Source organism: Solwaraspora sp. WMMA2101, assembly GCF_049179175.1.
Taxonomy (GTDB): Bacteria; Actinomycetota; Actinomycetes; order Mycobacteriales; family Micromonosporaceae; genus Micromonospora_E.
Genome location: NZ_JBMHMA010000006.1, coordinates 92,877 through 105,837, shown reverse-complemented (window position 1 = coordinate 105,837; position 12,961 = coordinate 92,877). Strand labels below are relative to the sequence as shown.

15 protein-coding genes are annotated in these 12,961 nt (G+C 71.5%); 10 read left to right on the top strand and 5 right to left on the bottom strand.

The features are described from left to right. Positions 1-15: 15 nt before the first annotated feature. The 4 genes from ACN28F_RS01030 to ACN28F_RS01015 all read right to left on the bottom strand — a co-directional run bounded on the left by ACN28F_RS01030 (position 16) and on the right by ACN28F_RS01015 (position 3,701). On the bottom strand, positions 16-1,059 hold the full coding sequence (locus tag ACN28F_RS01030; protein WP_289206277.1) for a glycosyltransferase family 2 protein: 1,044 nt from the start codon (positions 1,057-1,059) through the stop codon (positions 16-18). A 93-nt stretch (positions 1,060-1,152) separates the two neighbouring features. Then, the gene (gene rfbD, locus ACN28F_RS01025; protein ID WP_289206276.1) at positions 1,153-2,037 is read right to left on the bottom strand and encodes a dTDP-4-dehydrorhamnose reductase; all 885 of its coding nucleotides are present in this window, start codon (positions 2,035-2,037) and stop codon (positions 1,153-1,155) included. Then, positions 2,034-3,020: a dTDP-glucose 4,6-dehydratase gene (gene rfbB / locus ACN28F_RS01020; protein WP_289206275.1), complete on the bottom strand. Its 987-nt coding sequence runs from the start codon at positions 3,018-3,020 to the stop codon at positions 2,034-2,036. The genes rfbD and rfbB overlap by 4 nt, the downstream gene beginning before the upstream one ends. Before the next feature lie 12 nt (positions 3,021-3,032). Beyond that, positions 3,033-3,701, bottom strand: coding sequence for a class I SAM-dependent methyltransferase (locus tag ACN28F_RS01015; RefSeq protein WP_289206274.1), 669 nt, complete (start codon positions 3,699-3,701; stop codon positions 3,033-3,035). A 64-nt stretch (positions 3,702-3,765) separates the two neighbouring features. Between ACN28F_RS01015 and rfbA the strand changes: the two genes are divergently transcribed. The 4 genes from rfbA to ACN28F_RS00995 all read left to right on the top strand — a co-directional run bounded on the left by rfbA (position 3,766) and on the right by ACN28F_RS00995 (position 7,063). Beyond that, complete coding sequence (gene rfbA, locus ACN28F_RS01010; RefSeq protein WP_289206273.1) at positions 3,766-4,677, top strand: glucose-1-phosphate thymidylyltransferase RfbA; 912 nt, start codon at positions 3,766-3,768, stop codon at positions 4,675-4,677. Further along, entirely contained in the window at positions 4,674-5,297 is a 624-nt protein-coding gene (locus ACN28F_RS01005; protein ID WP_289206272.1) for a dTDP-4-dehydrorhamnose 3,5-epimerase family protein, read from the top strand. The genes rfbA and ACN28F_RS01005 overlap by 4 nt, the downstream gene beginning before the upstream one ends. 113 nt (positions 5,298-5,410) lie before the next feature. After that, a complete protein-coding gene (gene pafA, locus ACN28F_RS01000) occupies positions 5,411-6,769 on the top strand; it encodes a Pup--protein ligase (protein ID WP_282227403.1) in 1,359 nt (452 codons plus the stop codon). 18 nt (positions 6,770-6,787) lie between these two features. Continuing rightward, positions 6,788-7,063: a hypothetical protein gene (locus tag ACN28F_RS00995; protein WP_289211149.1), complete on the top strand. Its 276-nt coding sequence runs from the start codon at positions 6,788-6,790 to the stop codon at positions 7,061-7,063. Here ACN28F_RS00995 and ACN28F_RS00990 read toward each other — a convergent pair. Beyond that, on the bottom strand, positions 7,056-8,192 hold the full coding sequence (locus ACN28F_RS00990; protein ID WP_421356826.1) for a DUF3866 family protein: 1,137 nt from the start codon (positions 8,190-8,192) through the stop codon (positions 7,056-7,058). The genes ACN28F_RS00995 and ACN28F_RS00990 overlap by 8 nt on opposite strands. Before the next feature lie 81 nt (positions 8,193-8,273). Between ACN28F_RS00990 and ACN28F_RS00985 the strand changes: the two genes are divergently transcribed. The 6 genes from ACN28F_RS00985 to ACN28F_RS00960 all read left to right on the top strand — a co-directional run bounded on the left by ACN28F_RS00985 (position 8,274) and on the right by ACN28F_RS00960 (position 12,953). Further along, complete coding sequence (locus ACN28F_RS00985) at positions 8,274-9,269, top strand: helix-turn-helix transcriptional regulator (protein ID WP_421356825.1); 996 nt, start codon at positions 8,274-8,276, stop codon at positions 9,267-9,269. Continuing rightward, a complete protein-coding gene (locus ACN28F_RS00980) occupies positions 9,266-10,294 on the top strand; it encodes a helix-turn-helix transcriptional regulator (RefSeq protein WP_421356824.1) in 1,029 nt (342 codons plus the stop codon). Before ACN28F_RS00985 ends, ACN28F_RS00980 begins: the two co-directional genes overlap by 4 nt. Positions 10,295-10,303: 9 nt before the next feature. Continuing rightward, positions 10,304-10,552, top strand: a complete 249-nt coding sequence (locus ACN28F_RS00975; protein WP_289206268.1) for a hypothetical protein — start codon at positions 10,304-10,306, stop codon at positions 10,550-10,552. Between the two features lie 204 nt (positions 10,553-10,756). After that, the gene (tatA, locus tag ACN28F_RS00970; RefSeq protein ID WP_289206267.1) at positions 10,757-11,059 is read left to right on the top strand and encodes a Sec-independent protein translocase subunit TatA; all 303 of its coding nucleotides are present in this window, start codon (positions 10,757-10,759) and stop codon (positions 11,057-11,059) included. A gap of 18 nt (positions 11,060-11,077) precedes the next feature. Then, on the top strand, positions 11,078-12,028 hold the full coding sequence (gene tatC / locus ACN28F_RS00965) for a twin-arginine translocase subunit TatC (protein WP_289206266.1): 951 nt from the start codon (positions 11,078-11,080) through the stop codon (positions 12,026-12,028). 25 nt (positions 12,029-12,053) lie between these two features. Beyond that, entirely contained in the window at positions 12,054-12,953 is a 900-nt protein-coding gene (locus ACN28F_RS00960; RefSeq protein ID WP_421356823.1) for a diacylglycerol kinase family protein, read from the top strand. Positions 12,954-12,961: the final 8 nt, after the last annotated feature.

The following is a 12,961-nucleotide window of genomic DNA, read 5'->3' as shown; positions in this document are numbered from 1 at the left end:
GACCCGCGCCGGGTGTCACACCCAGCGGCGCACCAGCCGCCAGTAGGCCGACATCGCGGCGTTGAACACCGGCGTGCCCGGTGGGTTGATCAGCGGGGTGTCCAGCCGGTCGGTGAGCACCCGCATCCAGACCCGGTCGGCGACGGTCCGTTCGGCCTGCAGCTGGGCCCGCCGGTGTCGCAGATGCCGCCGGTGCTGCCACAGCCAGCGGTAGCCACGGAGCTTGTCCCGCAACCATCCGTCCTTGGCGGCCAACGCCAGCATCGCCAACTCCAGTGCCAGCAACGGCGGGCCGAGCAGGACCAGTGAGCGGGCCCCCCACAGGGTCACGACGAACATCACCCGGTTACGTTCCACCAGGTAGAACTTGAAGCTGTTGCGGCTGAACTCGTAGCGGTGCAACGCCACCGCGTCCGGTACGTTGACCACCCGAAGGCCGACCCGCCAGGTGCGCAACGACAGGTCGGCGTCCTCGTGGTAGGCGAAGTAGTGCGGGTCGAACCCGCCGAGCCGGTCCCAGTGGGTCCGTCGGGTCACCAGGCAGGCGCCCATCGCGCCGGCCGTCTCGGTCGGTTCGGTGCGGGTCTCCCGCTGACGGAACCCGCCGATCCAGCTCAGGCCGAGCACGTGGACCTCGTTGCCGCTGGAGTTCAACAGCTCAGGCTCGTCGGCCAGGCGTACCGCCCCGGCGGCGATGCCGATGCTGGGATCGGCGAGCTCCTCGACCAGACGAGCCAGGGTGGTCGGTTCGACCACCGCGTCGCCGTTGATCAACGCCACGTACTCGCCGGTGGAAGCCTCGACGCCGAGGTTGCAGCCGGCCGAGAAGCCGACGTTCTCACCGTGGCCGACCACGCTCACCCCGGGGACCTCCCGCAGGTGGGTGACGTCGTCGGTGGTGCATCCGTTGTCGACCAGTACGACGTCGACGTCGACCTTCGCCGAGTGCAGCAGCGCCTCCACGCTGCGCCGCAGCAGCGGCTCCGCGCCCCAGGCCAGCACGATCGCGCTGACCCGTGGGAGTCCGGTGGAGTCCTGCTCAGGATTGCTTGCCGACATGTCGATGTCTCTCCTGGGGGTGGGGATCGCGGGGCGGGGAACACGACCCGCGGCGGCGGGCCGGGCCGGGCGAATCAGCCGACAGCCTGGCCGTCAGCCGACGAACCGGGGGTCACGCAGCGCAGCGGAGAGCATGCTCCGCCAGTCTGCCATGGCGGGGAGTCCGGCGAGCGCCCAACGCTGATGTCCGAGGACCGAGTACGCCGGTCGGGCGGCGGGTCGACGGAACTGACCGCTGTCGGTGGGGCGGATCCGGTCCGGGTCGAGTCCACGCAGCGCGAACGCTTCCCGGGCCAGGCCGCACCAGGTGGTCTGGCCGCTGGCCGTACCGTGGTAGATCCCGGCTGGCGCGGCTCCGGCCCGCGCCACCCGGGCCAGCGCGACCAGCCGTTCGGCGAGCGCGTACGACCAGGTCGGCTGGCCGTGCTGGTCGTCGACCACGTCGAGGTGGTCGCGCTGGCCGGCCAGCCGCAGCATCGTGGCGACGAAGTTCGGGCCGTGGGCACCGTAGAGCCAGGCGGTGCGTACGACGTAGCCGGTATCCGGCAGGAGCCGGGTGACCGCCTGCTCGCCGACGAGCTTGCTGCGTCCGTACGCGTTGACCGGCGTGGTCGGGGCGTCCTCCGGGTACGGCGACCGCCCGTCACCGGCGAACACGTAGTCGGTCGAGACGTGGACCAGGACGGTGCCCCGCTCGGCGCAGGCCTGCGCCAGATGGGCGACCCCGGTGCCGTTGACGGCGGTGGCCGCCGGCTCGGCGGTCTCCGCGCCGTCCACATCGGTCCAGGCGGCGGCGTTGATGACCACCCGGTGTCCGTCGACGGCCGCCGCGACGGCGGCCGGGTCGGTGATGTCCAGTTCGGCGCGGGTGCAGGCGGTCACCGCCACCGGGTCGGGCTGGTCGGCGAGGACGGCGAGCAGGTCGAGGCCGAGCATCCCGCCAGCCCCGGTGACCAGCCATCGGTCCGGCGCGCTCACTTCGCCACGGGCTTCTTGAGCGGCTCCCACCAGGCACGGTTCTCCCGGTACCAGCGGACCGTGTCGGCCAGCCCTTCGTCGAGGGTGACGCTCGGCGTGTAGCCGAGTTCGCGGGAGATCTTGCCGATGTCGAGCGAGTAGCGACGGTCGTGGCCCTTGCGGTCGGTGACCGGAACCACTCGGTCCCAGCCGACCCCGCAGGCGTCGAGCAGCCGTCCGGTCAGCTCCTTGTTGGTCAACTCGGTGCCACCGCCGATGTGGTAGACCTCGCCGGCCCGCCCGCCCGCCGCCACCAGTGCGATGCCCACACAGTGGTCGCGGACGTGCAGCCAGTCCCGGATGTTGCCGCCGTCGCCGTACAGCGGCACCGTGCCACCGTCGAGCAGGTTGGTGACGAACAGCGGGATGACCTTCTCCGGGAACTGGTAGGGCCCGTAGTTGTTGGAACAGCGGGTCACCACCACGTCCATCCCGTGGGTGCGGTGGTAGGCCAGGGCCAGCAGGTCGGAGCCGGCCTTGGAGGCCGAGTACGGCGAGTTCGGCGACAGCGGCCAGTCCTCCGTCCACGACCCGTCCTCGATCGACCCGTACACCTCGTCGGTGGAGACGTGGACGAACCGGCCGACACCGTGACGCATCGCCGCGTCGAGCAGTGTCTGGGTGCCGAGCACGTTGGTGGTGACGAACTCGGCCGCCCCGGAGATCGAGCGGTCGACGTGCGACTCCGCCGCGAAGTGCACCACCATGTCATGGTCTGGCAGGGCCCGGTCGACTGCGGCGGCGTCGCAGATGTCGGCCTGGACGAACCGCAGCCGCGGGTCGTCACGGACCGGGTCGAGGTTGGCGAGATTGCCGGAGTAGGTCAACTTGTCCAGCACTGTGACGCCGCTGGGGGCCACCCCCGCCGTTTCCGGGTCGGTGAGCAGCATACGGACGAATTCGGAACCGATGAAGCCGGCACCGCCGGTGACGAGGATCCTCACGGGTCACGAAGTCTACGCGACCGCACCGCGACCCGGGCCCGCACTGTCGGTAGTCCGCTCCAACGCGACCAGAACGTTCTCCCGCCACGGCGGAATCGGCGCCAGGGTGGTCCGGGTGAATTCCGGCAAAGTCCCGCCCAGCAGCGTTGCCAGCTGCGCCTCGGTCATGAACTCGACGTCGCGGTCGCCGGTGACGTAGCGGTCGGCCCAGTAGGCCAGCCGGCCCGCGACCGGCCGGTCCCGGGCCCACTCCTTGACCAGCAGGAGTCCGCCGGCGGCGGTCAGCGCGGCGGCGTGCCGCAGCACCGCTGGGCGGGCGGTGGCCGGGATGTGGTGCAGCACGTCGACGATGACGACCAGGTCGAACGGGTCGGGCTGCCCGGCCGCCAGCATGGCGATGTCCTGGCGGCGGAACTCGGCGCGGGCGGGATCGCCGCGGTAGAGCCGACCGGCGGTCGCCGCCGGGTCGATGCCGAGGTATTCGGCGGTGGGGAAGACCGTGGTGAGCCGCTGGGCCAGCGCCCCGTCGCCGCAACCGACCTCCAGGATCCGTTTCGCCGGGTGCAGCGCCGCGACGCGGCCGCCCAGGTGGTCGAGGTCGATGAAGAAGCGGCGGTACAGTTCGGCGGCCGGTATCTCCAACCGGCCCAGCCGGTGTCGGACGAAGGTGCCGATCCCCACTGGTGCCCCCGATCATGACCCGTCGACGCCCGCCCGTAGACGCCCGCCCGGTAGGCTCCCGGCCGTGCGTGGAATCCTACTCGCCGGTGGCACCGGATCGCGGTTGTGGCCTATTACCCGTGCGGTGTCGAAGCAGCTCATGCCGGTCTTCGACAAGCCAATGATCTACTATCCCCTCTCCACCTTGATCACGTCCGGCGTCAAGGAGATTCTGGTCGTCACCACCCCGGACGACCAGCCGCAGTTTCAGCGGTTGCTCGGTGACGGGTCACAGTTCGGGCTACGGTTGGCCTACCGGTCCCAGCCCCGGCCCGAAGGCATCGCGCAGGCGTTCGTCCTGGGTGCGGACTTCATCGCTGACGAGGCGGTGGCGTTGATTCTCGGCGACAACATCTTCCACGGTGTCGGCCTGGGGCGGCAGCTGTCCGACCACGGCGGCCTCGTCGGTGGGCTGATCTTCGCCTACCCGGTGGCGAATCCGCAGGCGTACGGGGTGGTCGACTTCGACGCCGCCGGCCGGGTGCTGTCGATCGAGGAGAAACCGCAGCGGCCCCGGTCGCGGTACGCGGTACCGGGGCTGTACTTCTACGACAACCGGGTCGTGGAGATCGCCGCGGGGTTGGCCCCGAGCGCCCGGGGCGAGTTGGAGATCACCGCCGTCAACGAGGCCTACCGCCGGGCCGGGCAGCTCTCGGTCACCGTCCTGGACCGGGGCACCGCCTGGTTGGACACCGGCACCTTCGCCTCGATGATGCAGGCGGCGGAGTTCGTCCGGGTCATCGAGGAGCGCCAGGGCATGAAGATCGGCTGCGTCGAGGAGGTCGCCTGGCGGGCCGGGTTGATCGATGACGGCCAGCTACGGACGCTGGCCGAGCCGCTGACCAAGAGCGGGTACGGCGACTACCTGCTGAGCCTGCTCGATGAGCGGTACGACCGTCGGCTCACCGGGGCCGATACCGGCGAGGAGGACCGATGAAGCTCCGCGAACTGGAGGTCCCGGGCGCGTGGGAGGTCACCACCGCGCAGCACGGCGACCCGCGTGGACTGTTCATGGAGTGGTACCGCTTCGAACACCTGGCCGAGGCGGTCGGCCATCCGCTGCGGCTCGCCCAGGGCAATCTGTCGGTGTCCGCACGCGACGTGGTGCGTGGCATCCACTTCGCCGACGTGCCGCCCGGCCAGGCCAAGTACGTGACCTGCGTGCGGGGTGCGGTGGTCGACGTCATCGTGGACCTGCGGGTCGGATCGCCGACTTTCGGCCGGTGGACGGCGGTACGGCTCGACGACGTGGACCGCCGGGCGGTGTACCTCAGCGAGGGGCTCGGGCACGGGTTCTGCGCCATGACCGACGACGCCACCCTGAATTACCTCTGCTCGACGACGTACAACCCGCAGGCCGAGCACGCGGTGCACCCGCTCGACCCGGACCTGGCCATCGACTGGCCGACCGGGTCGCCGCAGCTGTCCGCCAGGGACGCGGCGGCGCCGACCCTGGCGCAGGCCCGCGCCGACGGACTGCTGCCGGACTACGCGCGGTGTCAGGAGTTCGTCACCCGCTTGAACACCGAAGATTCACCGTACGCATCGCCGCAGTGACTCTACGCAGATCGGACCTCTCGGGCGGCATCTGCGGCCGCGGGCCCGCGAACATCGCCCGACAGGTCATCCGAGACTGACCATGGACCGTCCCGGGCGGCTAGTGTCTGCTCATGGAACGGCGAATCTTCGGGCTCGAAACCGAGTACGGTGTCACCTGCACCTACCGCGGCCAGCGACGGCTGTCGCCGGACGAGGTGGCGCGTTACCTGTTCCGCCGGGTGGTCTCCTGGGGGCGGTCCAGCAACGTCTTCCTCCGTAACGGCGCCCGGCTCTACCTCGACGTCGGTTCGCATCCGGAGTACGCGACCCCGGAGTGCGACTCGGTGACCGATCTGGTCGCGCACGACCGCGCCGGCGAGCGGATCCTGGAAGGCCTGCTGGTCGACGCCGAGAAGCGGCTGCACGACGAGGGCATCGCCGGCGAGATCTACCTGTTCAAGAACAACACCGACTCGGCCGGCAACTCCTACGGCTGCCACGAGAACTACCTGGTCTCCCGGCACGGCGAGTTCGGCCGGCTGGCCGACGTGCTGATCCCGTTCCTGGTCACCCGGCAGTTGATCTGCGGTGCCGGCAAGGTGCTGCAGACGCCCCGGGGTGCGGTGTACTGCCTGTCGCAGCGGGCCGAGCACATCTGGGAAGGGGTCTCGTCGGCGACGACCCGTTCCCGGCCGATCATCAACACCCGTGACGAGCCGCACGCCGACGCCGAACGTTACCGCCGGCTGCACGTCATCGTCGGTGACTCCAACATGAACGAGGTCACCACCCTGCTCAAGGTCGGCAGCGCGGACATCGTGCTGCGGATGATCGAGGCGGGCGTGGTGATGCGGGACCTGTCGCTGGAGAACCCGATCCGGGCGATCCGCGAGGTCTCCCACGACATCACCGGCCGCCGCAAGATCCGTCTCGCCTCCAACAAGGAGGTCAGCGCCCTGGAGATCCAGCAGGAGTACCTGGCCCGGGCAACGGAGTTCGTCGAGCGTCGCGGCGGCGACCAGACCGCCAAGCGGGTGGTCGAACTGTGGGGCCGGGTGCTGCGGGCCGTGGAGACCGGGGACCTCGACCCGGTGGCGAGGGAGATCGACTGGGTCACGAAGCTGAAGCTGATCGAGCGTTACCAGCGCAAGCACGACCTGCCGCTGTCGCATCCCCGGATCGCCCAGATGGATCTCGCCTACCACGACCTGCGGCGTGGCCGGGGCCTGTACGCGTTGCTGGAACGGCGCGGCCAGGTCGACCGGGTGGCCACCAACCTGGAGATCTTCGAGGCCAAGGAGACACCGCCGCAGACCACCCGGGCCCGGTTGCGCGGGGAGTTCATCCGCCACGCCCAGGAGAAGCGTCGCGACTTCACCGTCGACTGGGTGCACCTGAAGCTGAACGACCAGGCACAGCGGACGGTGCTGTGCAAGGACCCGTTCCGTGCCTACGACGAGCGGGTGGAACGGTTGATCGCGAGCATGTGACGGTAGGCTCGTCCGGTCATGGCTGACTCCACCCGACCCGGTTCCCCGCCGGATCCGTCGACGCCCGCTGGGCCGTCCGATCCGGCGGGCCCCGGCGCGTCGCCGCCACCGGCGGCCACACCGCCGTGGAGCCCGTTCCCGGCCACCGAGTCCTGGCTGGAGCGCCGACGCCGGAAGGTCGTCGAGGAGATCGCCCGTAACCGCCGTGGCGAGTACACCGTGCCGACCTGGGTGCTCGCCGCCGCGCTCGGGCTGATCCTGGTGGCCTGGGCCACCCTGATCATCGTCAGCTGACGCCGTCGCCCTCGGTGCCAGCGTCGCCGGCCGGGCCTGACGCCGCCGCCAGGGCGGCGGCGTGCCGGCCGGCCGCGGCGCAGGCCAGGAAGTAGGCGTGGTCGCCGGCCAGGTCCCGGCCCATCGTGCGCAACGGCACCGGGCTGTCCCGCAGCGCGGCGGTCAGGCCGGCGGTCGGCACCCGGACCGTCCGGTGCCGACCGGTCGGCGCGGTCAGCGGCGCCAGCGCCGCCGCCACCTCGGCGGCGATCGTCGTCGGCAGCTCCGCCGGCACCACCAGGTCCGCCGGGGCGAGCGCGACCCGCCCGTACGCGGTGACGCTGTGATGCGACACGCCGTGGTGACGTGCCCGGGGGTCCGCGTCGGAGATCCGTAGCGCGCCGACCGGCCGGCCGCCGAGGGTGGCGACCGCGTTGACCGCTTCACCCACCGCGACGCCGGAGAACCCCCACCGGGTGCCGGTGCCGAGATTGCCGGGGCCCTGGCTGACCACGGCGATGTCGGCGTGCAGCACGTGGCGGGCGGCGAGCAGACCGCTGTGCGTGGTGGTGGCCTCCAGGTCACCGCCGAAGCACTGGCCGACGGTCACCGTGCCGGCCAGGGTGCCGGCCAGCCCGTCGAGGGTGCGGGAGAAGCCGGCCGGGAGCGCACCACCGTCGGTCATCACGTACGCGATCCGCAGCGTCGGTGAGTCGGCGAGGGCGCCGGCGACGATCGCCGGCAGAGCCGAGTGCAGGTCGGCGGTGACGACCGGCATGCCGGCCAGGTCGTCGGCGTCGGCCAGCACCTGCCGGTACGGCGAGGCCTCCTCGTCGACGCTGCAGACGATCGCCTGCAGTGGGGTGTAGCGTGCCTTGACCAGGTGCCCGCCGGAGCGGTCGTCGCCGCCGGGCGGGTCGGCCGGCAGCCGCTGCGGCACCGCCACCACCAGGGCGTAACCGCCGGTGCCCAGGCCCATCGCCAGCGCGCCGACGTTGAGCAGCACCGCGTCGCCGGGCTCCGGCACGCCGACCAGTTCCGGGTAGGCCAACGCCCGTACGGTCGTGCCGTCGACGGTGACGTCGAGTTCCACCGCGCCCCGCCACCGTCGTCGGATACCGGTCACCGTGCCACTGCGCCAACGCACCATGCCCGGCACGGTAGTCAACGCGCGTACCGTTCGCCCCGGGTGGGGCGGTCGGCGTGGCGTCGGCACTGCTAGCGTCGTGCCGTGTCCCGCAACCGGACCGAACGCCTGGTCAATTTGGTGATCTGCCTGCTGTCGACCCGACGGTTCCTGACCGCCGCGCAGATCGCCGCGACCGTGCCCGGCTATGAGCACGATCCCTCCGACTCCCGCGACCATGAGGCGTTCCAGCGCAAGTTCGAACGCGACAAGGCGGAGCTGCGCGATCTCGGCGTACCGCTGGAGACCGGCACCGCCAGCGTCTTCGACAGCGAGCCGGGCTACCGGATCGCCCGCCGCGAGTACGCCCTGCCGGAGATTCCGTTGGCGCCGGAGGAGGCGGCCGCCGTCGGTATCGCAGCCCGGCTGTGGCAGCACGCCGGCCTGGCCGCCGCCGCGTCGTCCGGGCTGGCCAAGTTGCGCGCCGCCGGCATCGACGTCGACCCGCAGGCCACCCTCGGGGTGGAGCCGGTGGTCACCGTCGATCCGGCGTTCGCCGCCCTGACGGCGGCGGCCCGCGACCGCCGGCCGGTCGGCTTCGACTACCGGGTGCCCAGCGGTGACACCCCGACCCGCCGCCGGCTGCAGCCCTGGGGCGTGGTCTGCTGGCGGGGCCGCTGGTACGTGGTCGGCCACGACGAGGACCGCGCGGCGACCCGCTGCTTCCGGTTGTCCCGGGTGGTCGGCCCGGTCCGCCCGACCGGCGCTCCCGGCAGCTTCACCCCGCCCACCGACATCGACCTGATCAGCCACGTCGCCCGGTGGTCCGGCCCGGTGGAGCGCACCGGCGTGGCCACGGTGCTGGCCCGGCCCGGTCGGGCCGCCGGCCTGCGCCGCACCGCGCAGACCTGCGTCACCGGGCCCGACGGCGACCGGCTCACCCTGCGCTACGGCGAACCGGAGGCGCTCGCCGGACACCTCGCCGGGTACGGTGCCGACGTGCGGGTCCTCGATCCACCGGAGGTACGCGACCTGGTGGTCCAACGACTCAAGGAGATCGTCGCGGCGCACGAGCCGGCCGGGGCGGAGGTGCCGAGGTGACGAAACCGACCGGATCCCGGGCGTCGGCCGACCGGCTGGCCCGGCTGCTGAACCTGGTGCCGTACCTGCTCGCCCGACCCGGCGTGGAGATAGCCCAGGCGGCGGCGGACCTGGGCACCACGGACCGGCAGTTGCGGGAGGACCTCGAGCTGCTCTGGGTGTGTGGGCTGCCCGGCTACGGGCCCGGCGACCTGATCGACATGGCGTTCGACGGTGACCGGGTGACCATCACCTACGACGCCGGCATCGACCGGCCGCTGCGACTCACCCCCGACGAGGCGTTGGCGCTGGTGGTGGCGCTGCGGATGCTGGCCGAGACGCCGGGCCTGGCCGGTCGCGACGCCGTCGAACGGGCGTTGGCCAAGATCGAGGACGCGGCGGGGGAGCTGGCCGGAGCCCCGGTGGCGGTACGGCTGGTCGGCGACCCGGAGCGGCTGGACCGGCTGCGGACGGCGGCCCAGAGCGGCCGGGCGGTCCGGATCACCTACTACACGGCGACCCGCGACGAGACCACCGAACGCACCGTCGACCCGATCCGGGTGCTGATGATCGGTGGGCGCGGCTACCTGGAGGCGTGGTGCCGGCGCGCCGACGCGGTGCGGCTGTTCCGCGCCGACCGCATCGACGCACTCGTCGAGCTCGACGAGCCGGCCGCCGTACCGCCGCAGGCCGGCCGGGGCGAGCCGCGCGAGACCGCGTTCCAGCCCACGGCGGACCTGCCGGCGGTCACCCTGCGGGTGGGTCGCGGCGGGCGCTGGATCACCGAGTACTACCCGTGTGACCGGGTGGAGGTCGAGCCCACCGGCGACTGGCTGGTCACCCTGCGGGTGACCGACCTGGCCTGGGCCCGGCGGTTCGTGCTCTCCCTCGGCGCGGACGTGACGGTCACCGCGCCGGCCGAGCTGGTCGCCCAGGTGCACGCCTGCGCGGCGCAGGCGCTGGCGGCGTACGCGGCCCCGGTGGCGGCGGCCGACCCGGTGCCGGGCCAGGAGACGTCGGCTGCGGCCCCGGTCGGTACCGGCTAGTCTGCTCAGGTGCTGACCTGGATCGTCCTCGCCGTACTGGGCTGTGCCCTGGTGCTGCTCGTCCTGTCGGTCCGTCCGGTGCTGTACCGGCTGTCCACGCTGCGCCGGGCGGTGCTGGCGCTGCAGCATCGCCAGGGCGAAGTCGAGGCGTTGGCGCTGCGGGCCGAGCAGCTGCAGACCCGGGTCGACCAGCTGCAACGCCACCTGGAGTCCGCTGAGCGCCGTCGCGCGATGGCCCGCGCGGACCGTACCGGCTGACCGCCAGACCACGCCGAGCTGGCCTGTTCGGTCATGCCGTCAGGTTCGACGCCTTCAGCTGGTGCCCGCGTGGTTGACGGGCCAGTTGATCGTGGTTGAGACTTCACCGACCAGGCCAGATTGACCCGGTCTGGCAGGTGGCGGACCCAGCGAACGCACGTACGATGGGTTCGTCACCACCGACGCACCGACTGGAGCCTTGCCATGCACATCCTGAAGCCGTGGCACATCGCCGTCCTCGTGGTCGTGCTGATCCTGCTCTTCGGCGCCAAGCGGCTGCCGGACGCGGCGCGGTCGCTTGGTCGATCCCTGCGGATCATCAAGGCCGAGACCAAGAGCCTCGCCGAGGACGACAAGGACCTCGCGGAGAAGGCCGAAGCCCAGCACGGCCGCGCGCCGTACCAGGCCGAGCCGATCATCGAGCCGACCAGCGTGCACCAGCCCGGCTACCAGCCACCTGCGGCACCGATGGCCGAGCAGCCACAGCGCGTCCGCGACGCCAACTGACCGGAAGGGCCTCCTCCCGTGGGCTTCGCCCTGCGCCGGCGCGGTCCGAGCAATTTCGACCGCGCCTCCGACGGCTCGATGACCCTGATCGAGCACTTTCGCGAGCTGCGTTCCAGGCTGTTCCGCGCTTCGATTGCCATCGTGGTTGGTATCGCGCTCGGATTTTGGTTGGCAGAACCGGTACGTGGATTGTTGCAGCAGCCGTACTGCAACCTGCCCACCTCGATCGGGCCCGACGGACAGTGTAAGTTCGTCCAGCTGGGGCCGGCAGACGTCTTTCTGCTGAACCTCAAGGTAGCCCTTTGGGTTGGCCTTATCGTGGCGGCGCCGTTCTGGCTGTACCAGCTCTGGGCATTCATCGCTCCCGGGCTACATCGCAATGAGCGGCGGTATGCCTACATCTTTACCGCTATTGCGGCTCCCCTGTTTGCGGCCGGTGCGGTTCTTGCGTTCTTCGTGGTCGAGAAGGGCCTCGAGTTCCTGATGAACTTCGCCGGAGATGATATTAATACAACCCTCGAGGTGACGAGGTATATAACATTTGTCACGAACCTGATCTTGCTTTTTGGTGTGGCATTTGAGTTTCCGCTCGTTGTCCTGATGCTCAACTTTGTGGGGATTGCGAGTGCCAAGCGTCTCCTGAGTTGGTGGCGGGTCGCCGTATTCGTCTTCTTCCTGTTCTCTGCCCTGGTCACCCCTACACCCGACCCGTTCGGGATGACCGCGTTGGCAGCGTGTCTTTCCGCCCTGTACTTCGTCGCGGTCGGGGTGGCGTTCATCAACGACAAGCGTCGTGGCCGGGGCAAGGAGGTGTACGCCGGACTCGACGACGACGAGGCGTCGCCGCTGGACGACGATCCGCAGCCGGTGCCGGTCGCCGACCGCACCGAGACCGTCGCGCCGATCGTGCCGGCCCAGCCGGTGCCGAAACCGCTGCCGATCGAGCGTCGCTACGACGACATGACGTGAACCCCGGACCTGACCCGGTCCGCCGGTGACCCCCGGTGCGGTGGCGGTGCTGGCCAATCCGTCGGCCGGCCGCGGCCGCCACGGCGGGCTGCTCCCGGCCGTACGGGAGCTGCTGACCGCCACCGGGCGGCCGGTGTGCCTGCTGTCGGCGGCGACCGCCGCCGACGCCGTGGCGGCCTGCCGTCGGGCGGTGGCCGCCGGTGCGTCGGCACTGGTCACCGTCGGCGGCGACGGCACGGTGCACGCCGCGCTGCAGGCCCTGGCCATCACCGGCGTCCCGCTGGGACCGGTGCCCGCCGGCGCCGGCAACGACTTCGCCCTGGCCACCGGATTCCCGGCCGATCCGACAGCGGCGGCCGCAGCCATCGCCGACGCGATCCGAGCGGGCCGGACCCAGGGGGTCGACCTGGCCCGGGTCGACGTCGCCGGCGCGCCGGACCGCTGGTACGGCGCGGTGCTGGCCGCCGGCTTCGACGCGATCGTCAACGAACGCGCCAACCGGATGCGCTGGCCGTCGGGGCCACGCCGTTACGACCTGGCCATTCTGGTCGAGCTGGCCAGGCTGCGGCCGCGCCGGTACCGCATCGTCCTCGACGGCGAACCGCACCACCTCGACGCGGTGCTGGTCGCGGTCGGCAACTGCGCCAGCTACGGCGGCGGGATGCGGATCTGCCCGGCGGCGGATCCTGCCGACGGGCTGCTCGACGTGGTGGTCGCCGGTCCGGTCGGGCGGGCCACCCTGATCCGGATCAAGCCCCAGGTCTACCGGGGCACCCACGTCGGGCATCCGCTGGTCCGCAGCTTCCGGGCCAGGCAGATCACCATCGAAGCGGCCGGGGTGGTCGGGTACGCCGACGGGGAACGGCTCGGGCCGCTGCCGTTGACCGTCACCGCCGTACCGGACGCGCTCCGGCTCCTGCGCTGACCCCCGGC